Here is a 22,883-nt window from a genome sequence, read left to right as displayed (position 1 = left end):
ATTACGAAAAAACACCTGTTTGTAGATGTCTTTTTATGTTTTCAAAATTAACAATAATTGTGCCTAATATATACTAATGTCTTCACAAAATATTTATATCCTTGGTATTGAGAGTTCTTGCGACGATACTGCCGCTTCTGTTATATGTAACGGAAAAATTTTAAGTAATGTTATAGCAAGTCAAAAAATACATGAAGAATATGGTGGTGTTGTTCCAGAATTAGCTTCTAGAGCGCACCAACAAAATATTGTTCCTGTAGTAGCCCAAGCCATAAAAAAAGCTGATATTGAACAATCTCAATTGCATGCTATTGCTTTTACTCGCGGTCCTGGTTTAATGGGCTCATTGCTCGTTGGTACTTCTTTTGCAAAGTCTATGGCTTTTGGTTTAAATATTCCTTTAATAGATGTTAACCACATGCAGGCTCATATTTTGGCTCATTTTATAGATGAAGAGGGGTATGAGAAACCTACTTTTCCATTTTTAGGTGTGACTATTTCTGGGGGACACACACAAATTGTAAGAGTAGACAATTATTTTAAAATGACAGTTCTTGGAGAAACTATAGATGATGCCGTTGGTGAGGCTTACGATAAAAGTGGCAAAATTTTAGGTTTAGGATATCCTGCTGGTCCAGAAATAGATAGACGCGCAAAATTAGGTAATCCTAAAGCTTTTAAATTTACCAAGCCTAAAGTAGAAGGCTTAAACTTTAGCTTTTCTGGTTTTAAAACTGCTGTATTATATTTTATACAACGAGAAGTTAAAGCCAATCCTAATTTTATAGCTGAAAATTTAAACGACATTTGTGCTTCTATTCAATATACAATTATTGGTATTTTAATAGATAAATTAAAACTAGCCACTAAACAAACTGGTATTAAACAAATTGCCATTGGCGGAGGTGTTTCTGCAAATTCTGGAATACGCCAAGCGTTAAAAGATGGTGAGAAAAAATTTGGTTGGATTACTTACGTTCCTAAATTTGAATTTACTACAGATAATGCCGCTATGATTGCTATTGTTGGCTATTTAAAATACTTAGAAGATGATTTCGCAGAAAGCAATGTTATGGCTTCAGCTAGATTAAAAATTTAAAAAAACAACAGTATTGCAAAACGAGACCATTAGACTCCTTTTTGAAGCTATTTTTCTAGGGTTTGGCTTATGCTCAATGCTTGTTTTTATACTTTCATTTTTTGTAAATTCTAGTTTTAAAAATGCGTTAGCGTCTTATTTTAATTATGGAACAATAGTAATACGAGTCTCTGGAATTATTTATTTTTTCTATCATTTAATACTTCTTATTCAACTTATAAATTCTAAAGAACCGACCGTTTTTAGTGAAAGAGCCTTAGGACCATACGCCTCTTTCTATTGGTATCTATCGTTTAGACCACTTCTATATTGCTTACTTGCACAATTGTTTTGGATAAAAAAACTTAGAAAAATTAATACAAAAAGTATTCTACTAGTGCTACTATTATTAATAATAAGTATTATTACTGGAAGAAATATAGAATACTATGTTATTTTTATAACCTCTATACACAGAGATTACCTTCCTAGCGCTTGGCAATCAAAACCAATTTTAGAACTTATTTTTAGTGTCATTATATCGTTAGCAATTGCTGTAACTGAACGTATTATTATTTTCTCTTTGTTAGTTGGCATCACATGGTTTATAGATAAAAAACTATTTAATACAAAAGAAAATACTGATGCTTAAAAAGTTAAAATCTTATCATTATTTCTTAATCGTTTTATTTATCCTTCTTATACATATTATTTGTAGTTACAATTTTGATGAAACAGAGGTAATAAGTATTAACATACATGATACTTATTTTATTATTAGCCTTTTGGGTATTGATATAATATTATCGATTATACTCTTAATATCTGGCTTCGCATATTTAATCCTAAATAAAATAAAAATAGCTTTAATAAAGGGGTTAACTAAAACACATATTTTCATTACTATAGGCTCTATTTTATGTCTTAAAATAGGATTTTTTTTATTTAATACTTCAAATCATAAAACTGTAATTTTTGTAGTTCTTATTGCTTTAATAATATTAACTCAATTGTTTCTTATATTTAATATCATTATAAGTATGTTTAAATATGGCTTACAACGCACAACTCGTCAATAGAATAAAAGAGCAATTACAGTTCTTTCCAGAAACCTTTACAGACAAAAAAATGTTTGGAGGAATCGCTTTTCTATACAAAGGAAAAATGACTATAGGTGTTATTAAAAATAAATTGATGGTACGTGTTATTTCAGAGAAAATGGAAACTGAATTAGAAAAACCAAATGTAATACCTATGGATTTCACTAAAAAACCAATGAAAGAGTTTATCTATGTTTTAGAAGATGGTATAGCAACTGAATTAGAATTATTACACTACATAGAATTAGGTTTAGAACACGCTAAAAGCAAATTGTAATACTATGGTTTATAAGAGGTTATTATCTTCCTCTTGATGAGATTCTTGCCTGCGTAGGGATTGGGTTGTTTAAATCCCTGTTAATAAAGTTTTAAATAATAATACAACACACTATAATATTTTGTTTTTTTGTGTTGTAAAAATTTAAATCAATGAATAAAGCCCTACTTCTAATCGTATTATGTTTATCTACAGCTTCATTTGCACAAAGCAGAAAACTAAAAAAAGCATTAGATACTATAGCAACTGTTGAGCAAGCTGAAGCCTACATAGAAGCTGAAAAGTCTAAGAAAAAGAATAAATTAATTATTTTTAATGAAGCCAAACATAAAACAAGGTTAGCTAAAACTATTATAGGTTTACCAGTTGGTGCCACAAAAACTGTAGATGTAGAGTTTGGCAAAGTGCATTATAAAGTTATCGAAAAAACGAACGAGCCACATTACAGAATAAGCTATGTGTTTTTAGATGGTAATACAGTAAAATTAAAAAGAATTCATGAGGTTACTAAAGACATTATAAAACAGCATAAGGATGGTATTAAATTTGAAGACTTAGCAAAAAAATACTCTATGGATAGAAATGCATATACTGGAGGAGATTCTGGTTGGTTTAAAGATGGAGATATGCCTATTGAAGTAGAAGAACAAGTAAGTGATTTAAAGAATAATTTAGGAGACATTTACACGGTTAGAACCCAAGAAGATAATGGCTACTATGTTATATTAAAAACACACAGAATTAAAACAATTAAAGAAGTTAAGGTGCTTAAAATTATTGACAAAGCCTAATGCAATTATTTTATAACTCAGAAATAAACGATAATACAACACAATTCTCTTTTTCAAAAGAAGAAAGTAAACATATTGTAAAAGTACTACGTAAGCAAGTAGGCGATACTATGCATATTACCAATGGCAAAGGTTGGTTATTTAATGCAGAAATAACAATTGCAGCGCTTAAAAACTGTGTGGCAACCATACAATCTAAAACACAACAAGCACCCGCAAAATATAATTTACATTTAGCAGTTGCACCAACAAAAATGAATGACCGCTACGAGTGGTTTTTAGAAAAAGCTACCGAAATAGGTATTACTAGCATCACGCCTATTATTTGCGACCACAGCGAGCGTAAAGTTATTAAAGCAGAACGTTTCCAGAAGATTTTACAATCTGCCATGAAGCAATCTCTACAATGCTATTTGCCAGAACTTAAAGATGCTACATCTCTTAAAGAGTATTTAAAAACAACTCCCGAAGGTGATTGTTTTATCGCGCATTGCGAAGAGACAAAAAAACAATCCTTAAAAAGCCTGCTAAAACCAAACACAACAACAACGATACTTATAGGGCCTGAAGGCGATTTTAGTACCAAAGAAATTGAACTCGCTTTACAAAATAATTGGAAACCTGTAACTCTAGGCAAAACAAGACTTCGTACAGAAACTGCTGCTATTGTAGCTTGCCATTCTGTAGCGTTTGTAAATGAATAATCAATAGTCTTTTTGAAAATTTCGTTAAAAATGTGTTTTACACTATAAATCTTGCTATTTTTGAGATATGACATTGAAAAGAATTTTCCTATTCAGTATTGCAATTACCTGTTTTACTATACAATATAGTACCGCACAAGATTTAGCTATTTTAAAATATAAAGGCGGTGGCGATTGGTATAGTAACCCAACAGCATTACCAAACCTTATTGCGTTTTGTAATGATAATATAAATACTAAAATGAAAGCTAAACCAGAAACGGTAGAAGTTGGAAGTTCAGATATTTTTCAATATCCATTATTACACATGACGGGGCATGGCAATGTGTTTTTTAGTGATGAAGACGCCGAAAATTTAAGAAACTACTTAATATCTGGCGGTTTTTTACATATCGACGATAATTACGGGATGCAACCTTATATTACTAAAGAATTAAAAAAAGTATTCCCAAATCAGGAATTGGTAGAATTACCAAATAATCATCCCATTTTTAATACAGCTTATAAATTTCCAAAAGGCTTACCAAAAATCCATGAACACGATGGCAAACGCCCTCAAGCTTTTGGTTTATTTCATAAAACCAGATTGGTATTATTATTTACTTTTGAAAGTGATTTAGGAGATGGTTGGGAAGACCCAGAAGTACATAATGATCCCGAAGAGGTAAGATTACGCTCTCTACAAATGGGTGCAAATATTGTAAAATATGCTTTCGAGAATTAAGTAATGAAACTGTTTAACTTTAAAAATAAAATCATAGCCTTTAGTTTAGCATTATTATTTCTTTTTGTATCGTTATCCAGTATTAATAAACATACTTACACTGTTGGTCTAAATAATTTTCATAAAGAGTCTTTTGGATGTATTATTACCTCCGACATGTTTCTTCATTCAAATTACAATTGTGGCAAACCTTTTCATCTACCATATTTTTAAATGCAATTAACCCACTACAACACCAAATTTACCAAACATACGTTTCCAATAACGTTAGTTTGCGAAAATGTAACGAATGCACCAAACATTGGAAGTCTATTTCGTATTGCTGATGCCTTCGGAATAGAAAAAATTATATTTTGCACTTCAGAAATTCCTATGGGTAGAAAAATGACAAAAACCTCTAGAGCTACCGAAAAAGTTGTAGATTTTGAAGTTAATGAAAATATTTCCCTAGTCATTAATCAATTAAAAACTAAAGGTTACAAAATTGTCTCTTTAGAAATTACAGATAATAGTATTCCAATCCATAACTGTCAATTTTCTAAAGAACAACCAATAGCACTTGTTATTGGCGATGAAAATTTTGGAGTTTCAGAACCTATTTTAGCACTTAGCGATACAATTATTCATATCGATATGTTTGGACAAAATAGTAGTATGAATGTTGTACAAGCAACAAATATTGCATTGTACGAAATAACAAAACAGTTACGATAGTAAGAATTCTGTTATACAAATTTTGAATCAAACTAAAATAGTAGCATTTCGGTTCAAATGGTTCTGATTAACGAGGAATTGTCTCGATAAGCTTTGTAACCCAAATGGTTCTCGATACAAAATTCCTAAAAAAGGAATTTTACTCGAACTGACGACATGATTCCAGTTTTATCCCAACATCAATTCGAGTAATTCCCATAATTCGCCTACGCTCAGTACACGGTAAATGAGGTATTGTATCGAGAACATATTTGTAGCCTAAAATTCTTATTTTCTATATAAGTTTTGCGCCTTTTAATCGTAAAACGCACTCAAATTAACGAATTTCATCAAAATGCTAAATCCATTTATTAAATAAATTCTAATCAGTAATTAGAAAATTTAATAGCAATCTGTATATTTACTAAATGAATTCTAATACCATATCTAACGGCATATTAAAATCTATAGGGATTATACTAGGTGTGCTTATTCTTGTTTTCTTTTTATATAAAATACAAGCCATCATTGTTTACATTGCTATAGCAGGTGTAATATCACTTATTGGGCGCCCTATTGTTTTATTTTTAAGACGTAAATTAAAGTTTAGCAATACACTATCCGTTATTGTTACTATGGTATTTTTAATAGGCTTATTAGTAGGTTTAGTAATGCTTTTTATCCCTTTAATAGTAGAGCAAGGTCATAATTTATCGCTTTTAAATATAGACAGTTTACAAAGTAATATTGAAGGCCTTTACAAAGAAATAACAACCTATTTTAATATTAGTAGCGTAGATGTAGAACAATCCTTAAAAGATTCTAATGTTCTCGGAAAAATAGATTATTCCGTAATACCAAACTTTTTAAACTCGATAGTTAGTGGTTTCGGAAGCTTTAGTATTGGTTTATTTTCTGTGTTATTTATTTCATTTTTCTTTTTAAAAGACAGCAAATTAATGGAAGATGGTATTATGACCATTATTCCAGATAATAAAGAAACACGTTCTAAAAAATCATTTACTAAAATTAAAGATCTACTCTCAAGATATTTCGTAGGCTTAGTATTTCAAATACTAATACTATTTGTTATCTACACAGCGGTATTACTTATTTTTGGTATAAAAAACGCCGTAGTAATAGCCTTTTTATGTGCGCTTTTAAACCTAATACCTTATGTAGGTCCAATGGTAAGTGCTATACTAATGCTTACACTTACTATGACAAGTAATTTAGGAGCTAGTTTTAGCGAGGTTATTTTACCAAAAACCATTTATGTAATGATTGGGTTTGTAATTGCACAATTGGTAGACAATTTCTTTAGTCAACCTGTAATATTTTCTAAAAGCGTTAAATCTCATCCATTAGAAATATTTTTAGTGATACTTATTGCTGGCGTTTTATTTGGTATTATTGGATTAGTAGTAGCAATCCCAGCATATACAGCTATAAAAGTTATTTTAAAAGAATTCTTATCTGAAAATAAAATAGTTAAGAAACTAACCAAAGGGCTTTAATACCACTTTTTTTTGAATCATTCTATTTTAAATACAGAACATCAGGAATTTATAAATGCTAATTTAAATTCAGATATAGCTTCACTTCTATTAAAAGGCATACCTAATACTACTGTAGAAGCAAAAGCTATTATAGAACAAATTGAAGCAAAAAAACGTTGTAAAAAAAAACTTCCCACTTGGTTTAATACTAAGCAAATATATTACCCTAATAAGCTTAATATAGAACAAACCTCTTCAGAAATTACTGCTAAATTTAAAGCTAGTTTAATATCTGGTAATTCTATAATAGACTTAACAGGAGGCTTTGGGGTAGACTGCTATTATTTTTCAAAAGTGTTTAAAGATGTAGTACACTGTGAAATTAATAATGAATTATCACAAAAAGTATCTCATAACTATAAGCAATTAGCTATTAATAATGTTAATTGCATTAATCAAGATGGTATTGAATACCTTTTAAAAAGCGAACAAAAGTTCGATTATATATATATAGATCCTTCACGTAGAAATGACGCTAAAGGCAAAGTTTTTTTATTAAATGATTGTTTACCAAATATACCAAAGTATCTAGATTTATTATTTAAACGCACAAAAACAATAGTAATTAAAACATCTCCTTTACTTGATGTTTCTATTGGAATTAACGAATTAAAATATGTAAAAACAATATACAGTGTTGCAGTAAATAATGAAGTAAAAGAATTATTATGGGTTTTAGATCGTGATTTTAATGGAGAAATAAATATACAAACCACTAACCTTTTAAAAACAACACAACAAACGTTTCAGTTTTATTTAAACGAAGAAGCAAAAACAGAAGCTAATTATAGTGAGCCACTAACCTATTTATACGAACCAAATGCTGCCATATTAAAAATGGGGGCCTTTAACAGTATTTCATCTCAATTAAACCTAAACAAGTTACAAAAACATTCGCATTTGTATACAAGCAATTCTTTAATAACGTTTCCTGGAAGACGTTTTAAAATTGAAAAAATAATAGACTATAATAAGAAGCTGTTTAAAAAAGAAATGAATATTACTAAAGCTAATGTTACAACACGAAACTTTCCTGAAACAGTACAAACCATAAGAAAAAAATTAAAAATTAAAGACGGAGGAAATTATTACCTGTTTTTTACAACCTTAAACAATACTAAAAAAGTAATATTGTCCTGTAGTAAAATAGATTAGCTTTCGTTTGCTTTTTTTATAATTGCTTTTAAACGCTGCTCTCGCGTTGCTTTCTCATTACGAAGCTTATTCTTTTTTCTATTCATCAACTTAGTATGCTTCGCTTTATTTTTCGTGTTTTTTTCTTGTCCTCGCTTTGCCATTACATGCAAATTTATATAATTATTACGTTTTTTTAATGGTTAACATCCTTTTACACATAAAACCTTTACTCACTTTGTAAAACAATTATACAACAGGCATTGTTAACTCTATAGAGTTTATAGGATATTATAAAGATTAATTTTTTCTTGCTTATAAAGCTATTTTAAGATATTTTTAACACTTAATTTAAAAAAATCCAACAAAAAATGAACTCTAAAATTACTTTAAAAAGTAATCCTTTACTTTTTACATTAGCATTTATACTATGCGTGTTTTCATCGTATTCACAAGAAAAATGTGGAATGGTCAATTACATGAAAGAAAAAATGAAAGACCCTCAATTTGCTAGACAATATAGAGCATCTCAAGCTAAATTTAAAGCTCAACTTGAAAAAAATCTTGCTAATAAAGCAACAGCAAGAAGAATGGATCCTATAATAATTCCTGTAGCGGTTCACTATCCAGAAGCACAAGAATCAGATCGTGCTTGTTTAGAAGCATTAGCTCAAAATCAAGTAGACATTTTAAATGCAGATTTTACAGGTACTAATGCAGACATCTCTAACTGGGCTGCTGCTTCATCTCACTATCCTGGTGTAAATACTGGTGCTGCTAATATTTTATTTTGTATTGCTACCATGAACCATCCATCTGGTACAGATCCTGATTTAGTAGAAGGTGGTCCTGCTGTAACTATTGGTTACAACTTTGGAGGAGGAACATCTACAGACCCTAACTGGGGAGGATATATGAATTTTTTAGTTAAAGATATTGGAGGCGGTCTATTAGGTTTCTCACCTCTTGGAGGAAGTATAGCTAATGGAAATTCTGTAACAATGAATTTAGGAGCATTTGGCTCTGGTGCTGGTTGCCCAAGTTCTGGAATAGTACCTGGTGCACCATACGATTTAGGAAGAACAGTAACCCATGAACTAGGTCACTTTTATAATTTAGAACACACCTTTACTGGATCTTGCTCAACAGATGATGGTATTGCAGATACACCAAACCAAAATGCAAGTTCTGGAGGTTGCCCTACTTTAGGAGGTTCGCCTGCTTGTGATTCAAGTGAACAAGTTCTGTTCCAAAGTTATATGGATTATACCAATGATGCTTGTATGTTTATGTTTAGTGCTGGACAAATTACAGTTGCAGAGGCCTATATTATGTCTATAGAGTCTCAATTTAAGCCAAATGTAGTTGTATGTTCTGCAGCACCAGATTTTACAATTGCAGCTACTAACAGTGCATCTAGTATTTGTTCTCCTGGAAATGAAGTTATCTATAACTTAACATATACAGCAACTGGAGGTAACGCAGACCCTACAACATTTTCGGCAGCAGGACTTCCTGCAGGAGCAACTGCAACTTTTAACCCGACAGCATTAAGTGCAGATGGTAACTTTACATTAACAGTAGGTAACCTAAGTGGAGCTACAGCTGGTAATTATACTATTGCAGTAACAGGAACAGGAGTTACAACGAACTCTATAGATTTAGATTTAAATGTTAATGGAGCTGCACCAGTAGCACCAGGATTAACAACACCTGCCAATGGAGCAACTGGTACAGCATTAGCAGTAGACCTTAATTGGGCAGTTATAGCAGAAGCAGAAACCTATACAGTTGAAACAGCTACAGATGCTGCTTTTACAGCAAATACAACATCTAATGTTGTTAATGCCGCTACTTTTACAACACCAACATTATCAGAATCTACTCAATACTACTGGAGAGTAAAATCTACAAATAGCTGTGGCGAATCTAGCTACTCTAGTGTATATAATTTTACAACAGCAGCAATTGTATGTAGTACTTATAATTCTACCGAAAATAATATAACAATACCATCTACAGGAACTACAGAGCACGTAATAACATCTACAATAAATATTAGTGCAGATACAGTAATTTCAGATATAAATGTTACAGTAAATGTACAGCACATTTGGGCTGGTGATATGGAACTTAAATTAACATCGCCAAATGGAACTGAAGTAATTATGTTAGCTAATAGTAAATGTGATGACGGTACAGATGATATAGCAGCAACGTATGATGATCAAGCTTCTGGCCCTGTAGTATGTAGTGCTACAGCTCCTGCTGTTGGAGGTATTATTCAACCAGAAGAAGTATTATCTGCTTTTAATGGTGAAAACGCTCAAGGTAACTGGATTCTTACTGCTACAGATGGTTACCCTTCTGAAGACGGAGGTGTATTCCAAAACTATGCTATAGAAATTTGTGGTACAGCAGCATTAAGTGTACCTGAATTTAATTTAGAAAATGCAATAAGCTTATGGCCAAACCCATCTAATGGAGCTATAAACTTATCATTTAACACTATAAATAGTGAAGATGTTAATGTAAAATTATTTGACCTAAGTGGACGATTAATAAACACACAATCATTTAAAAACACAGCAGGAACATTTAATAAAACCATTCAGTTTGGTAAATTAAATACCGCTGTTTACATTTTAAGTATTGAAACTGCTGGACAAAAAATTAATAAGCGTATAATTATTGAATAGTCTTCTTTAAAATATGTTAAATAAAAAAAGGATTCCTAATTTAGGAATCCTTTTTTATTACGACCAAAGTTGAAAATACTTTAAACATGACATTAAAAGAACAATTAGATACTAAAGCAGCTGCCACAAAAAAAGTACTAGCTAGCGAAAAATATAATATAATGGATAATGCAACTCAAGCATTAATACAATCTAATATTACCAAAAATGCTTTAAAAACAGGAGATATAATAAACGATTTTACATTAGTAAATGCTACAAATACGCCTGTTACACTATCTAATAGATTAAAAAACAAACGTGTAGTGTTATCATTTTATAGAGGTGGTTGGTGTCCGTATTGTAATATGGAGTTAAGAGCATTACAAAATATATTACCAGAAATTGAAGCTAATAATGCCGAATTAATAGCTATTTCTCCAGAAGTTCCAGACCAATCCTTAACAACAAGCGAAAAAAACGAATTATCATTTCAAGTATTAAGCGATGTAGATAATAAAGTTGCTAAAAACCTAGGCCTAGTATTTAAAATGCCAAAAGATTTACAAGATTTATATAGTAATGAGTTTAACATTCATGTAGATAAACACAATGGTAACAACAATTACGAGCTACCATTAGCTGCCACATACATTATAAACGAAAATGGTAAAATTATTTACGATTTTGTTACCGAGCGTTATACAGAGCGTGCAGAACCTAAAGATATATTAGAGGTTTTACAGAATAACTAAAAATACACTTATGTATATTCGAGCACAGTCAAAATCTATGCGTTTTGACTACTTCTTTTTTCACATTATAATTATTTAGTATACTTACTATTTTTATTTTAAGTTAAATTTGATATATCTTATTTAATAAATACTTTAAAGTGAATAAAATTAAAATCTTAATAGTATTAATTATCCTAATAATTGGTTGTAAAAGCAATTCTAAAAACGAAGAAGGCTATTTAGAGTTAAATAAACTTGAAATAAGTAAAGCAAAATTTAATGAACACTCCATTATTTTATCACCAAAATTACTTGATAAGTTATACGATAAACCGATTCAAATAGTAGATAGTTGCACTACGACACGAATTCTCCCTAATCAAGGAGATTTTAACTTACTATGTCATGTTTATAAAGAAAATTGGGATTTAGTCTATAGAATTCATGAAAACACTGCTTTTCTGGGACATTTAGTATTTAAGAATGGATTAGAAATAAAATTCCCCCAAATTATACTTTCAGAAAAAACGACTATTAATGATATTAAAAAGATATATCCAAATGTACACGTAAATAATAGTCGTAACGGAAGTAATAAAATAGAAGACATATGGTTTTATGATGATTTAACGATTAATAGAAGACCAGATTATAATTATATAGTCTTGACTTTTAAAAATGACAAATTACTTCATTTTAATTACGATTGGTTTCCGGAATATACAGATTCACAATATGAAAAATATTCAAAATGGATGGAGAAGCCAGAAATAGATACAAATTATCTAAAAGCAAACATATTCTACGGGCTTAAAAATTTAAACAATGGTTTCGATGTAGAAAGCTCCTATTACTTTTCAGAAACTGATTTTGAAATTGTACTTAAACGTATTCAGGAAAAAGGAATAATTATCCACGGTATAGAACCTTGGTTAAATGGAGAATTTTATGATGTTCTAACTTATGAAGATTTTAATACAACAGTTGAAGATACAGAATGGCGAAAAAAGGCTTTAGAACAATTCAAAAAAAGCAATAAAAACTTAATGTACTCTGCAACTTATGAGATTCCAGATAAATTACTTTCAAAGTAAAAAAGACCTTGAGAAAATCAAGGTCTTTTCAAAATATTATAACTGTTTTAGTTTTTTTATTCAGCCAAAAACGCCTCCACATTGTTCCTAATACGTTCTTGAATATTAGAAACATCTGCCTTTACAAAAGGCTCTCCCATAATATTTTCGTACAACTCAATATAACGTTCGCTAACACTCTCAATATAGGCATCGCTCATTTCTGGTACAGTTTGCCCTTCAAGGCCTTGAAAATCATTAGCAATTAGCCATTGGCGCACAAACTCTTTAGACAATTGTTTCTGTGCTTCTCCCTTTTCTTGACGCTCTTCATAACCATCTGCATAAAAATAGCGTGAAGAATCTGGCGTGTGTATTTCGTCTATTAAAACGATTTTTCCATCTTTAGTTTTTCCGAATTCGTATTTAGTATCTACTAAAATTAAACCTCGAGAAGCAGCAATTTCAGTACCACGAGTAAATAATTTGCGTGTGTAATCCTCTAAAACCAAATAATCAGCTTCCGAAACTATACCTTTCTTCAAAATATCTTCACGAGAAATATCTTCGTCATGATCTCCCATTTCTGCTTTAGTTGCAGGCGTAATAATTGGCTCTGGGAACTTGTCATTCTCTTTCATACCTTCAGGCATAGGTACTCCACAAAGTATACGTTTACCCGCTTTATATTCTCTAGCAGCATGACCAGACATATAGCCGCGAATTACCATTTCTACCTTAAAAGGCTCGCATAACTCTCCTATCGCTACATTTGGGTCTGGGGTTGCTGTTAACCAATTTGGCACAATATCCTCAGTTTGTGCCATAAATTTAGTAGCAATCTGGTTTAATATCTGCCCCTTGTAAGGTATTCCTTTTGGCATTACTACATCGAAAGCACTTAATCTATCGGTAGCTACCATTACCAAACGGTCGTTCTCTAAACTGTAAACAGCTCTTACTTTTCCTTTATAAACACTTTTTTGTCCTGGAAAATTAAAATTGGAATCTATTATTGTATTACTCATTAGTCCTTTAAATAGTTCTGAATATATTCTGTATAATTTTAAATACTTCTTGTTTTTTGGCTTTTGTTTCTTTTTTACAAAAAGCCTAATTTAATATCGTCATTTTCAACTTCTACTTCAACTTCAACCTTATTCTGCATTTTCAATTTGCTTATATGCTGCAATAATTTTCTTAACCAGTTTATGGCGTATTACATCTTTATCATCTAAAAACACCATGCCAACACCTTCAACGTCTTTTAACACTAAAAGAGCTTCCTTTAGGCCAGAAATGGTACGTCGTGGCAAATCTATTTGTCCGGGATCTCCTGTTAATAAAAACTTAGCACTTTTACCCATACGGGTTAAAAACATTTTCATTTGGTTATGTGTCGTGTTCTGCCCTTCGTCTAAAATAACAAAAGCATTATCTAACGTACGACCTCTCATAAATGCCAAAGGCGCAATTTGTATTGTTCCGTTTTCAATGTAATGCGCAAGTTTTTCTGCCGGAATCATATCACGTAATGCATCGTATAACGGTTGCATGTATGGATCTAATTTTTCTTTTAAATCTCCTGGTAAAAACCCTAGGTTCTCCCCTGCTTCTACTGCTGGACGTGTTAATATAATACGTTTTACTTCTTTATTTTTTAACGCTTGTACTGCTAAAGCTACCCCTGTGTAAGTTTTTCCAGTACCTGCTGGGCCAATTGCAAAAACCATATCGTTTTTACGCATTAGCTCTACCAATTTACGCTGGTTTGCAGTTTGTGCCTTAATTAATTTTCCATTTGCACCATGCACTATAACTTCTCCACTTTGTGTAGACGTTGTATAATCATCACTACTTTGGCTAGTTAACACACGCTCTATAACATTTTCGTCTAGTTTATTATACTTCCCAAAATGTTTTAAAAGCATCGTCATGCGCCTATCGAATTCATCTAATAATTCTTCTTCTCCAAATGCTTTTATTTTATTACCGCGGGCTACAATTTTTAATTTAGGAAAGTACTTTTTAAGTAGTACAATATTTTCATTTCCAGTTCCAAAAAACTCTTTTGGGCTTATTTCTTCAAGTTCTATTATAATTTCGTTCAAAAGCTAGACGATTTAATTAAATTTTTCTCTTAAGTTTTATTAGTTTTGCTACAGTAAAGCTATACCAACAAATTACTTAACAAACTTACACATTTTTAAGTTTGTTAATTCAAAAAAATATCAACAATTAGTCCATGGCAATTATTACATTAACAACAGATTTTGGTGAGAAAGATCACTTTGCTGGTGCGGTAAAAGGAGCTATTTATAGCGAATTACCCGATGTTAGAATTGTTGATATCTCACATTCTGTTTCTCCTTTCAACATTCCAGAAGCCGCTTATATAATTCAAAACGCTTACAGTAGTTTTCCAGAAGGCACAATACATATTATTGGTATAGATTCTGAAATTAATGAAGAAAACAAACATATTGCTATAAAACTTAACGGACATTATTTTGTTTGTGCTAATAACGGCATTATGAGTATGATTTGTTCTGAAATTACTCCAGAACAACTTGTAGAAATTAATATACACGATAGAATAGAAACTAGTTTCCCTGTATTGGATGCTTTTGTAAAGGTTGCTTGCCACATTGCTCGAGGTGGTGCTTTGGGTATTATTGGTAAACCTATAACCAATATAAAGCCTATAAGAAATTTAGCACCTTATGTTAATGACGAAAAAACACAGATTATAGGTAGTATCATTTATATAGATAATTACGGCAATGTTATTACTAATATAAAACAGGCCTTTTTTGAAACAATACAAAAAGGAAGAGCCTTTGAAATTTCTGCCAGAAATTATAAGTTCAAAAAAATATATTCGAAATATAGCGATATTGTTAATTTTGAAATCCCTGAGGATAAACGAAATGACGAAGGCCGTGGCTTAGTTGTTTTTAATTCGTCTAATTATTTAGAAATCGCTATTTATAAAAGTAATAGTAGTTCGGTTGGTAGTGCTAGTACGCTTATGGGACTAAATTTAAGAGATACTGTTACCGTTAATTTTATTAACAAGGTTTCGCCATACCCAGAAACAAAAAACAATTTTTAATGTTTGTACGTATTGTAAAAATGAGTTTTGCTGAAGAGCATATTCCTGAATTTTTAGCAAATTTTGAAACTGTAAAACAACGCATTCGTAATTTTGAAGGCTGTCAGTTTTTAGAATTATACAGAGACAAACACAATACTAATATCTTTTTTACGTATAGTTATTGGAATACTGAAGCCGATTTAGAAAATTACAGACATTCCGATTTATTTAAAGGCGTTTGGGCACAAACTAAGCCGATGTTTGATGGTAAACCAGAAGCATGGAGTGTAGATAAATTGGTGAGTTTAGATTGACGATTGACGATTGACGATTGACGAAATTTTATACATTCTATTTTAAAATCATGAAAAAAACATTACTGTATTTATTTTTATCATTTTATATATTGTCAAACAACTCCATGTCTGCAATTAATAATTCAGGAGTAAAAGAAAATACCAATATACAATTAGACTCTATTAATAAAACATCTCAAGAGTATTATAATGAAGCTAAAGAGCTAGAAAAAGAAAGTTCTGAGCATTCTAAAAGGGGATTTATTTTTTTAATAATAGGTATATCAGTTTTTCTGATAAGTGGGGTGATTAGAAAAAAGAAAAAGGATTAGATTTCTTTAAATTTAAAGTCATTTAAATTATCTGCAGGTTTAATATCTTTGATAAAAATAAACAATACAATTTCCGCCTTTGCGGGAACTAAAAACATAAAATTTTAGATGTTCGCATTACTAAAAAAAGAAATAAACTCATTTTTTGCTTCACCAATAGGTTACTTGGTGATTGCAATATTTTTAATATTAAACGGACTCTTTTTATGGGTTTTTAAAGGAGAATTTAATATTCTTGATTACGGTTTTGCCGATTTATCCTCGTTCTTTTTGTTATCGCCTTGGATTCTTATTTTCTTAATTCCTGCGGTTACCATGCGTAGTTTTAGCGATGAGAAAAAACAAGGTACTTTAGAACTGTTATTGACTAAACCAATTTCGCATTTACAAATTGTATTAGGTAAATACTTAGGCGCATTCTTATTAATCATACTCGCACTTTTACCTACCCTCTTATATGTTTATACAGTCAATCAATTAGGGAACCCTGTTGGCAATTTAGATGTTGGCAGTACCTTAGGTTCTTATTTTGGACTGTTATTTCTAGTAGCTGCTTATACTGCTATTGGTGTATTTGCATCTACATTATCTGATAACCAAATCGTTGCATTTATTAGTGCGGTGTTTATGTGCTTTCTATTTTACATAGGCTTCGAAGGTGTAGCAGATTTAAGTACAAGCAATTTTATAGAGCAATTAGGAATGAGTGCACACTATAAAAGTATGAGTCTTGGTGTATTAGATACACGAGATATCTTATATTTTTTAAGTATAACAGCTATTTTTCTCTTCTTTACAGTTAAACGTATTAATAGAGAAGGTTCAAAACCTATAAAATGGGCTTATATAGCTATTGTTCCTGTTGTATTACTCGTACTAAACATATTAAGTTCATCTGTATATAAACGTTTCGATTTAACTTCAGATAAACGCTATACACTAAGCGAAGCGGCTTTAAATGTTGTAAAGGAAGTTAATTCACCTATTATAATAGATGTGTTTCTAGAAGGTGAAGATTTTCCTTCAGAATTTAGACGTCTACAAACCGAAACTAAACAAATTCTAGAAGAGTTTTCTGCTTATAATGGTAATATTAAATTTAAGTTTATAAACCCTATTGAGGAAGAAGAAACACGAGAGCGTAGTATGCAAATATTAAATGATCGTGGACTAACACCAATGCAGTTAAGTGTACAGGGTAAAAATGGACAAAATTCACAACGAGTTATATTTCCTTGGGCATTGGCTAGTTTTAATAACCAAACGGTAAAAATTCCGTTAGTAAAAAATAAAATTGGTGCTACGCAAGAAGAATTAGTATCTAATTCTGTACAACACTTAGAGTACGCTTTTGCAGATGGCTTTGGTAAGTTAGTAAACCCGAAGCGTAGAAAAATTGGTATTTTAAGAGGTAACGGACAATTAGAAAATAAATATATTTTCGATTTTGTAAAGACCCTTCGCGATTACTATTTTATTGCGCCATTTACATTAGATAGTGTTGCAACAAACCCCATAAAAACATCTAAATCGTTAAATACCTACGATTTAATAATTTCAGCAAAACCAACAGAAGCCTTTTCAGAAAATGAAAAATTAGTACTAGACCAATACACCATGAACGGAGGGAAAAGTCTCTGGTTACTGGATGCTGTTGCTATGGAAAAAGACAGCCTGTACAATATTGAAGGTAAAAATGTTGCAGTAAGTAGAGATTTAAACTTAACCGATTTCTTTTTCAAATATGGAGTTCGTACTAACCCATTACTTGTAAAATCTATGTATTCGGCTCCTATAACTTTAGCGCAAGGAGAAGGTAGCGAATCTCGTGTAGACAATTTACCATGGACCTATTCACCATTGGCTACGAGTTCTAGTAAACACCCTATTGTAAACAACTTGAACTTTTTAAAGTTTGATTTTGCAAACCCAATAGATACGCTTAAAAACAATATTAAAAAGACCATTTTACTAGAAAGTGCTCCATTAAGTAAATTAGAAGGAACTCCTGCAATTATTAGCTTAGAATCTGTAAATGAAGCACCAGACCCTAAAACCTTTAATAAAGGATCACAAACTTTAGCTGTATTATTAGAAGGTGAATTTACATCGGTTTACAATAATAGAATTAAGCCTTTTGATTTACCAGATATTAAAAATAAAAGTACCGATACAAAAATGATTGTCATTTCCGATGGGGATGTTATAAAAAATGAAATTGGCAGAAATGGACCAGAAGAATTAGGTTTCGATCGTGGTACGCTACAAACCTTTGGGAATAAAGAATTTTTACTAAATGCTGTAAATTATCTTTTAGATGACGATGGACTTATAAACATTCGCTCTAAAGAAGTGGCTGTAGCATTTTTAGATCAGCAAAAAATAGCAAAAGAAAAAACCAAGTGGCAATTAATAAATATTGTGCTACCACTCTTTATTTTAGGGCTTTTTGGCTTTTTATTTAACTTTTTAAGAAAAAGAAAATATTCCAAAAAAGCTTAATAAATACAACTCTACAATAGCACTTTTTAAGGGCTCAACTTGTTAATAAGTTTGTTTCTCTATTAAAGAGTTAAATAATATATTTGTGTTGATAACTTTTTGTGAATAATTTAAATTAAAAGTTAGTATTTATTGTGTCATTTTGTAAGCTATCCCTAATAGTAACAACCTCAAAACTCACAATAACAAACCATAATATAATACCTTATAAATAACCAAATGAAATTTATAGTATCGAGTACTTATTTACTAAAACAATTACAAGTTTTAGGAGGTGTAATTAATAGTTCTAACACCTTACCCATTTTAGATAATTTCTTGTTTGATATTGATAATTCTAAACTAACCGTTTCTGCAAGCGATTTAGAAACAACAATGTCTTCTGTTTTAGATATAGAAAGTGATAGTGTTGGTAGCGTTGCTATTCCTGCTCGTTTATTATTAGACACTTTAAAAACGTTTCCAGAACAACCCTTAACCTTTGTAATAGAGGATAATAATACTGTAGAAATAAGCTCTAATCATGGTAAATATGCATTAGCATATGCAGATGGCAATGAGTTTCCTAAAGCCGTTGCTTTAGAGGATCCAAGTGCTACAACTATTGCAGGAAATATTTTAGCTACAGCTATTAGCAAAACTATTTTTGCTGCTGGTAACGACGATTTAAGACCTGTAATGAGTGGTGTTTTCTTTCAATTTTCTACAGACAACTTAACCTTTGTTGCTACAGATGCGCATAAGTTAGTAAAATACACTCGCGAAGATGTTAGTGCTTCTCAAGTAGCAGAGTTTATCATGCCTAAAAAACCTTTAACATTATTAAAAGGTATTTTATCTGCAAGTGATGAAGAAGTAACTATAGAGTATAACGACTCTAATGCAAAGTTTACTTTCGAGAACACAGTGTTAATATGTCGTTTAATAGATGGTAAATATCCTAACTATGAAGCGGTTATTCCTAAAGAAAACCCTAATAAGTTAAGTATAGATCGTACTCAGTTTTTAAACTCGGTAAAACGTGTTAGTATTTTCTCTAACAAAACAACTCACCAAATTCGTTTAAAAATTGCCGGAGCAGAATTAAATATTTCTGCTGAAGATGTTGATTACAGTAATAAAGCTGAAGAACGTTTAACTTGCGATTATCAAGGAGATGATATGCAGATTGGTTTTAACTCTCGCTTTTTAACCGAAATGTTAAATAATTTAAATGCTAGCGATGTGCAACTAGAAATGAGTATGCCTAACAGAGCTGGTATTTTAACACCAATTGATGGTTTAGATGAAGGAGAAAATGTAACCATGTTAGTTATGCCAGTAATGCTTAATGCATAATTAAAAACGATATAAAACAACTTTTATAGTTTATATACAAAACGTACACTTTACAGTGTGCGTTTTTTTGTTTTATATATTTGCCACATGCAATTACCATTTAACATAAAATTCAATACAAACAATAAAAAAGATGCTTTGCGTTTAGCTTTACAGTCTGCAACAGCAGCTATACTTGCTTTTGTTATTATAAAAAGTATAGAAAGCAAAGAAGTTTTTTTATGCGTATTATCGGCAGTATTTATAGTAGAACCAAGTATAGGAAATACAATATCGCAAGCTAAATCTAGAGTTGTGGCGACTATTGTTGGCAGCATTATAGGCTTTACAATTTCTACCATAATACCATCAAATGTTGGTACCGCAATATCTTTAGGTGTTTCTATGCTAGTTATTAATTTTATTACTGGTTTTAAAAAGAGTTGGCGTTATGGTATTGTCGCTGCACTAGCAATTGCCTTAGCATCAGAAAGTGGTATCTTAAATGTTACTATAGATAGATTAATTGCCATAGCTATTGGAGTTTGTGTAGGCACACTTGTTACTTTTATTATCTGGCCAGATAAGTCTGAAGATAGAGCAAAACGCTATATGAAAGAAGCTTTAAAAGCAGCTAATAATAGGTTTAATTCTGCGATAGCTAATACTAAACAAAAAGATAATGAGGATGGTAGTAAACATGCAAGTTTATTCCATAAATATATAAACTTGGCCGAAGACATGACTGAAAATGTCAGGTTTTCAGATAGCGATAATTTAAAATCTCGAATTAAACATATAAGAACTCTCTACAATTCTATAATAATAATTCATCGTGTAGGACAAGAATCGCAAACCAATGTTATAGATGAAACTTCAAATATTGAAAAAGATACAGAAAAGATTAAAGCTCTAGTAAATACAATTTTAGAAAACCTCTCTAAAGGAAAAGAAATAGCCGACAGCACTAGCAAAGATTTTTTTGAAACAATAAAAGATTTAATTGAGAATGTAAAAATTTCTGAGGAAGATACTTCAGTGAATATATTACGACATACCTTTATTTTTGGTTTAACAGAAATGAAACAAAGTATGAAAACTTTAATTGAACTCTACTCTAATTAAAATAAAAGAGTAATTAACACCTAATATAAAGCAAAAACGTACACAGCGATAAGTGTACGTTTTCTCATTCTAAAAAAAGTAATATTTAGAATGATTTCTGCCCCTCAACAGAAATTTAATTATACTATTTTCGTAACTAAGCTTACTAAAAAATTAACGCCTTTATCTACGTTAGCTATAGCTACAGCCTTTTGGTTATTAGATGCCGTAGCATCATTAATTTCTTTTAAAACTTTTACTGCATTAGCATTGGTTATAGCACTTTGTGCAATAAAAGCATCAATTTCTGTAACTTTTAAACTTGTTAAGTTTGCCATTTGTGCATTAAATTCTTCATCTGTTTGCGAAGCAGCTTTATCGGCTAAATCATCCCAATTTATTTCGCTCATAATTATATCTTATTAATGTTAATTCTTTTGGTTATGTATTATTTAGCAACTTCCAATAGTTTATTCATATCTCCACCAACTTTAATGATTAAACTATCTATTGAGTTCTCAACTTTCTTTATATCTAATTTATCACCAGTTAAATTTTGTATAGAAGAAATGGCATCATTCTCTGCTGTTTTTACCTTAACCGCAGAGTTTATTAAGTTTTGCAAAGAAGTTGTCGCTTTTGTATAATTTAAATAATTATCATTTAAACTACTTATTATTCGTTCTTGTTGTGCACTTAATACATTTTGTAAAGAATCTTTTTTTCTATTAATAACAGGTATAATACTTTCCATTATTTTTGGAAGCGATTTCTTATAATCTAAAGTATCTGGTAACAGTTTCTCATAATTCTTTATCAATGTTGGTGTATATTGGTTAGTTATAAAAGAATTAATCACTTGCTTTCGTTCTTCAAACAATTGGTTCACCAAAGTAATGTTTAATTGGTGCATTTGGTCTGCTTCCTTTATAACCTCTTGTGTTAATGTTACTGTAGAGCTTGGTATACTAGCACAAGTAAAGCACATTAAACTTGTTATGCATGCAATAATTATAGTTTGTTTTTTCATTAGTTATATATGTTAATATCGACTTGATTCTGTTATTATGTTTTAAATAACTTTTTATATTCATCTAAATAATGCTGTCTATGTTCTAATCCATTAAAACCACCATTAATGCGCTTAGTTACCATATGTATATCATCTGCATCTGCATACTGATTAATTTTTCTTTGTTTCCAAAACCAACAAGCAGAAGCTAATGCCCATTGAGGTGTAGCAACTAAATCTGGATTGGCAATAAAGTCCTTATTTACGGCTTTAGAAAAGGATTCGTAATTAGATTTTCCTGTTAATTGTATTAGGCCTCTTCCCCTATACTTCCATCCTTCTTCACTAGACTCTGCACCATTTCCCATTCTATTAGCATATACTCTATTTGCTATTTTTTCTGGTTTTCTTGCATAGTTGATAGTACTATCTAAAGTAGGAAAATATTTTCTAAAAATATTATATAGTGCTTTACCAGAGTAATTTAAATTTTCTGTAACATACTTAAAGCCACCACTTTCATGCGTTATCTGCGCTAAAAAATGAGCTTGCCTTAGTGGTGTATTTATTTCATAATTGTCTACAATTGCTATAAATAAAGGCACATAAGGCTTAGCATAATTCCAATTTACATCTGGTATAACAGCATTAAATTCTGCTTCTGTAACCATAATT

Annotated in this window: 24 protein-coding genes; 18 read left to right on the top strand and 6 right to left on the bottom strand. The window is 30.8% G+C overall.

Annotated elements, in window-relative coordinates; translation table 11 throughout:
• The first annotated feature begins 76 nt into the window (after nucleotides 1-76).
• From tsaD to ACVC08_RS05310, 9 genes are all read left to right on the top strand, one after another.
• Nucleotides 77-1,099, top strand: a complete 1,023-nt coding sequence (gene tsaD / locus ACVC08_RS05350; protein ID WP_452601282.1) for a tRNA (adenosine(37)-N6)-threonylcarbamoyltransferase complex transferase subunit TsaD — start codon at nucleotides 77-79, stop codon at nucleotides 1,097-1,099.
• A 13-nt stretch (nucleotides 1,100-1,112) separates the two neighbouring features.
• Entirely contained in the window at nucleotides 1,113-1,730 is a 618-nt protein-coding gene (locus tag ACVC08_RS05345; protein ID WP_452601281.1) for a hypothetical protein, read from the top strand.
• A gap of 398 nt (nucleotides 1,731-2,128) precedes the next feature.
• On the top strand, nucleotides 2,129-2,455 hold the full coding sequence (locus tag ACVC08_RS05340; protein ID WP_452601280.1) for a TfoX/Sxy family protein: 327 nt from the start codon (nucleotides 2,129-2,131) through the stop codon (nucleotides 2,453-2,455).
• 152 nt (nucleotides 2,456-2,607) lie between these two features.
• Nucleotides 2,608-3,246 carry a peptidylprolyl isomerase gene (locus ACVC08_RS05335; RefSeq protein ID WP_452596765.1) on the top strand — a complete coding sequence of 213 codons (639 nt, stop codon included), beginning with the start codon at nucleotides 2,608-2,610 and terminating at the stop codon, nucleotides 3,244-3,246.
• Entirely contained in the window at nucleotides 3,246-3,950 is a 705-nt protein-coding gene (locus ACVC08_RS05330; protein ID WP_452601279.1) for a 16S rRNA (uracil(1498)-N(3))-methyltransferase, read from the top strand. Before ACVC08_RS05335 ends, ACVC08_RS05330 begins: the two co-directional genes overlap by 1 nt.
• 67 nt (nucleotides 3,951-4,017) lie before the next feature.
• Nucleotides 4,018-4,674, top strand: coding sequence for a DUF4159 domain-containing protein (locus ACVC08_RS05325; RefSeq protein WP_452601278.1), 657 nt, complete (start codon nucleotides 4,018-4,020; stop codon nucleotides 4,672-4,674).
• Between the two features lie 213 nt (nucleotides 4,675-4,887).
• Nucleotides 4,888-5,388: a TrmH family RNA methyltransferase gene (locus ACVC08_RS05320; protein WP_452601277.1), complete on the top strand. Its 501-nt coding sequence runs from the start codon at nucleotides 4,888-4,890 to the stop codon at nucleotides 5,386-5,388.
• 407 nt (nucleotides 5,389-5,795) lie between these two features.
• Nucleotides 5,796-6,884, top strand: coding sequence for an AI-2E family transporter (locus ACVC08_RS05315; RefSeq protein WP_452601276.1), 1,089 nt, complete (start codon nucleotides 5,796-5,798; stop codon nucleotides 6,882-6,884).
• Between the two features lie 12 nt (nucleotides 6,885-6,896).
• Nucleotides 6,897-8,081 (top strand): THUMP-like domain-containing protein, encoded by a 1,185-nt coding sequence (locus ACVC08_RS05310; RefSeq protein WP_452601275.1) that lies wholly within the window; start codon nucleotides 6,897-6,899, stop codon nucleotides 8,079-8,081.
• On the opposite strand, the gene ACVC08_RS05305 is transcribed toward ACVC08_RS05310, so the two are convergent.
• Nucleotides 8,078-8,224: a hypothetical protein gene (locus ACVC08_RS05305; protein ID WP_452598173.1), complete on the bottom strand. Its 147-nt coding sequence runs from the start codon at nucleotides 8,222-8,224 to the stop codon at nucleotides 8,078-8,080. The two genes, ACVC08_RS05310 and ACVC08_RS05305, sit on opposite strands and share 4 nt — an antisense overlap.
• Nucleotides 8,225-8,431: 207 nt before the next feature.
• On the opposite strand from ACVC08_RS05305, the gene ACVC08_RS05300 reads away from it, so the two are divergent.
• From ACVC08_RS05300 to ACVC08_RS05290, 3 genes are all read left to right on the top strand, one after another.
• Nucleotides 8,432-10,759: a zinc-dependent metalloprotease gene (locus ACVC08_RS05300; RefSeq protein ID WP_452601274.1), complete on the top strand. Its 2,328-nt coding sequence runs from the start codon at nucleotides 8,432-8,434 to the stop codon at nucleotides 10,757-10,759.
• 86 nt (nucleotides 10,760-10,845) lie between these two features.
• Nucleotides 10,846-11,493, top strand: coding sequence for a peroxiredoxin-like family protein (locus ACVC08_RS05295; protein ID WP_452601273.1), 648 nt, complete (start codon nucleotides 10,846-10,848; stop codon nucleotides 11,491-11,493).
• A gap of 140 nt (nucleotides 11,494-11,633) precedes the next feature.
• Nucleotides 11,634-12,569: a hypothetical protein gene (locus ACVC08_RS05290; RefSeq protein WP_452601272.1), complete on the top strand. Its 936-nt coding sequence runs from the start codon at nucleotides 11,634-11,636 to the stop codon at nucleotides 12,567-12,569.
• Between the two features lie 56 nt (nucleotides 12,570-12,625).
• On the opposite strand, the gene ACVC08_RS05285 is transcribed toward ACVC08_RS05290, so the two are convergent.
• Both ACVC08_RS05285 and ACVC08_RS05280 read right to left on the bottom strand, forming a co-directional pair.
• Nucleotides 12,626-13,576 (bottom strand): phosphoribosylaminoimidazolesuccinocarboxamide synthase, encoded by a 951-nt coding sequence (locus ACVC08_RS05285; RefSeq protein WP_452601271.1) that lies wholly within the window; start codon nucleotides 13,574-13,576, stop codon nucleotides 12,626-12,628.
• A 129-nt stretch (nucleotides 13,577-13,705) separates the two neighbouring features.
• Nucleotides 13,706-14,659: a PhoH family protein gene (locus ACVC08_RS05280; RefSeq protein ID WP_452601270.1), complete on the bottom strand. Its 954-nt coding sequence runs from the start codon at nucleotides 14,657-14,659 to the stop codon at nucleotides 13,706-13,708.
• Between the two features lie 134 nt (nucleotides 14,660-14,793).
• Between ACVC08_RS05280 and ACVC08_RS05275 the strand changes: the two genes are divergently transcribed.
• The 6 genes from ACVC08_RS05275 (at nucleotide 14,794) to ACVC08_RS05250 (ending at nucleotide 21,217) form a co-directional block, all read left to right on the top strand.
• The gene (locus ACVC08_RS05275; protein ID WP_452601269.1) at nucleotides 14,794-15,663 is read left to right on the top strand and encodes an SAM hydrolase/SAM-dependent halogenase family protein; all 870 of its coding nucleotides are present in this window, start codon (nucleotides 14,794-14,796) and stop codon (nucleotides 15,661-15,663) included.
• Nucleotides 15,663-15,959 carry a putative quinol monooxygenase gene (locus ACVC08_RS05270; RefSeq protein ID WP_452601268.1) on the top strand — a complete coding sequence of 99 codons (297 nt, stop codon included), beginning with the start codon at nucleotides 15,663-15,665 and terminating at the stop codon, nucleotides 15,957-15,959. The genes ACVC08_RS05275 and ACVC08_RS05270 overlap by 1 nt, the downstream gene beginning before the upstream one ends.
• Nucleotides 15,960-16,009: 50 nt before the next feature.
• Nucleotides 16,010-16,273, top strand: coding sequence for a hypothetical protein (locus ACVC08_RS05265; RefSeq protein WP_452601267.1), 264 nt, complete (start codon nucleotides 16,010-16,012; stop codon nucleotides 16,271-16,273).
• A 108-nt stretch (nucleotides 16,274-16,381) separates the two neighbouring features.
• Nucleotides 16,382-18,775, top strand: coding sequence for a gliding motility-associated ABC transporter substrate-binding protein GldG (gldG, locus tag ACVC08_RS05260; RefSeq protein WP_452601266.1), 2,394 nt, complete (start codon nucleotides 16,382-16,384; stop codon nucleotides 18,773-18,775).
• A 219-nt stretch (nucleotides 18,776-18,994) separates the two neighbouring features.
• The gene (gene dnaN, locus ACVC08_RS05255; protein WP_452600431.1) at nucleotides 18,995-20,113 is read left to right on the top strand and encodes a DNA polymerase III subunit beta; all 1,119 of its coding nucleotides are present in this window, start codon (nucleotides 18,995-18,997) and stop codon (nucleotides 20,111-20,113) included.
• A gap of 87 nt (nucleotides 20,114-20,200) precedes the next feature.
• The gene (locus ACVC08_RS05250; protein WP_452600432.1) at nucleotides 20,201-21,217 is read left to right on the top strand and encodes an FUSC family protein; all 1,017 of its coding nucleotides are present in this window, start codon (nucleotides 20,201-20,203) and stop codon (nucleotides 21,215-21,217) included.
• 119 nt (nucleotides 21,218-21,336) lie between these two features.
• Here the strand turns inward: ACVC08_RS05250 and ACVC08_RS05245 are convergent, their stop codons facing one another.
• From ACVC08_RS05245 to ACVC08_RS05235, 3 genes are read right to left on the bottom strand one after another with little or no spacing between them, the layout of a single operon-like run.
• Nucleotides 21,337-21,606, bottom strand: coding sequence for a hypothetical protein (locus ACVC08_RS05245; protein ID WP_452600433.1), 270 nt, complete (start codon nucleotides 21,604-21,606; stop codon nucleotides 21,337-21,339).
• Nucleotides 21,607-21,644: 38 nt separating this feature from the next.
• Nucleotides 21,645-22,226: a hypothetical protein gene (locus ACVC08_RS05240; RefSeq protein WP_452601265.1), complete on the bottom strand. Its 582-nt coding sequence runs from the start codon at nucleotides 22,224-22,226 to the stop codon at nucleotides 21,645-21,647.
• 35 nt (nucleotides 22,227-22,261) lie between these two features.
• Nucleotides 22,262-22,879, bottom strand: coding sequence for a glycoside hydrolase family 19 protein (locus ACVC08_RS05235; RefSeq protein ID WP_452601264.1), 618 nt, complete (start codon nucleotides 22,877-22,879; stop codon nucleotides 22,262-22,264).
• Nucleotides 22,880-22,883 lie beyond the last annotated feature (4 nt).

It is taken from the genome of Pontimicrobium sp. MEBiC06410 (genome assembly GCF_053601615.1).
This window is presented reverse-complemented; position numbering and strand designations above follow the sequence as displayed.

Bases quoted from the DNA above. Each gene is read 5' to 3' on its own strand.
- gldG (WP_452601266.1), top strand. From the start codon at position 16,382: ATGTTCGCATTACTAAAAAAAGAAATAAACTCATTTTTTGCTTCACCA.
- ACVC08_RS05285 (WP_452601271.1), bottom strand. From the start codon at position 13,576: ATGAGTAATACAATAATAGATTCCAATTTTAATTTTCCAGGACAAAAA.
- ACVC08_RS05340 (WP_452601280.1), top strand. From the start codon at position 2,129: ATGGCTTACAACGCACAACTCGTCAATAGAATAAAAGAGCAATTACAG.
- ACVC08_RS05295 (WP_452601273.1), top strand. From the start codon at position 10,846: ATGACATTAAAAGAACAATTAGATACTAAAGCAGCTGCCACAAAAAAA.
- ACVC08_RS05300 (WP_452601274.1), top strand. From the start codon at position 8,432: ATGAACTCTAAAATTACTTTAAAAAGTAATCCTTTACTTTTTACATTA.
- ACVC08_RS05275 (WP_452601269.1), top strand. From the start codon at position 14,794: ATGGCAATTATTACATTAACAACAGATTTTGGTGAGAAAGATCACTTT.
- tsaD (WP_452601282.1), top strand. From the start codon at position 77: ATGTCTTCACAAAATATTTATATCCTTGGTATTGAGAGTTCTTGCGAC.
- ACVC08_RS05305 (WP_452598173.1), bottom strand. From the start codon at position 8,224: ATGGCAAAGCGAGGACAAGAAAAAAACACGAAAAATAAAGCGAAGCAT.
- ACVC08_RS05235 (WP_452601264.1), bottom strand. From the start codon at position 22,879: ATGGTTACAGAAGCAGAATTTAATGCTGTTATACCAGATGTAAATTGG.
- ACVC08_RS05335 (WP_452596765.1), top strand. From the start codon at position 2,608: ATGAATAAAGCCCTACTTCTAATCGTATTATGTTTATCTACAGCTTCA.
- ACVC08_RS05265 (WP_452601267.1), top strand. From the start codon at position 16,010: ATGAAAAAAACATTACTGTATTTATTTTTATCATTTTATATATTGTCA.
- ACVC08_RS05245 (WP_452600433.1), bottom strand. From the start codon at position 21,606: ATGAGCGAAATAAATTGGGATGATTTAGCCGATAAAGCTGCTTCGCAA.
- ACVC08_RS05250 (WP_452600432.1), top strand. From the start codon at position 20,201: ATGCAATTACCATTTAACATAAAATTCAATACAAACAATAAAAAAGAT.
- ACVC08_RS05240 (WP_452601265.1), bottom strand. From the start codon at position 22,226: ATGAAAAAACAAACTATAATTATTGCATGCATAACAAGTTTAATGTGC.
- ACVC08_RS05270 (WP_452601268.1), top strand. From the start codon at position 15,663: ATGTTTGTACGTATTGTAAAAATGAGTTTTGCTGAAGAGCATATTCCT.
- ACVC08_RS05325 (WP_452601278.1), top strand. From the start codon at position 4,018: ATGACATTGAAAAGAATTTTCCTATTCAGTATTGCAATTACCTGTTTT.
- ACVC08_RS05320 (WP_452601277.1), top strand. From the start codon at position 4,888: ATGCAATTAACCCACTACAACACCAAATTTACCAAACATACGTTTCCA.
- dnaN (WP_452600431.1), top strand. From the start codon at position 18,995: ATGAAATTTATAGTATCGAGTACTTATTTACTAAAACAATTACAAGTT.
- ACVC08_RS05330 (WP_452601279.1), top strand. From the start codon at position 3,246: ATGCAATTATTTTATAACTCAGAAATAAACGATAATACAACACAATTC.
- ACVC08_RS05315 (WP_452601276.1), top strand. From the start codon at position 5,796: ATGAATTCTAATACCATATCTAACGGCATATTAAAATCTATAGGGATT.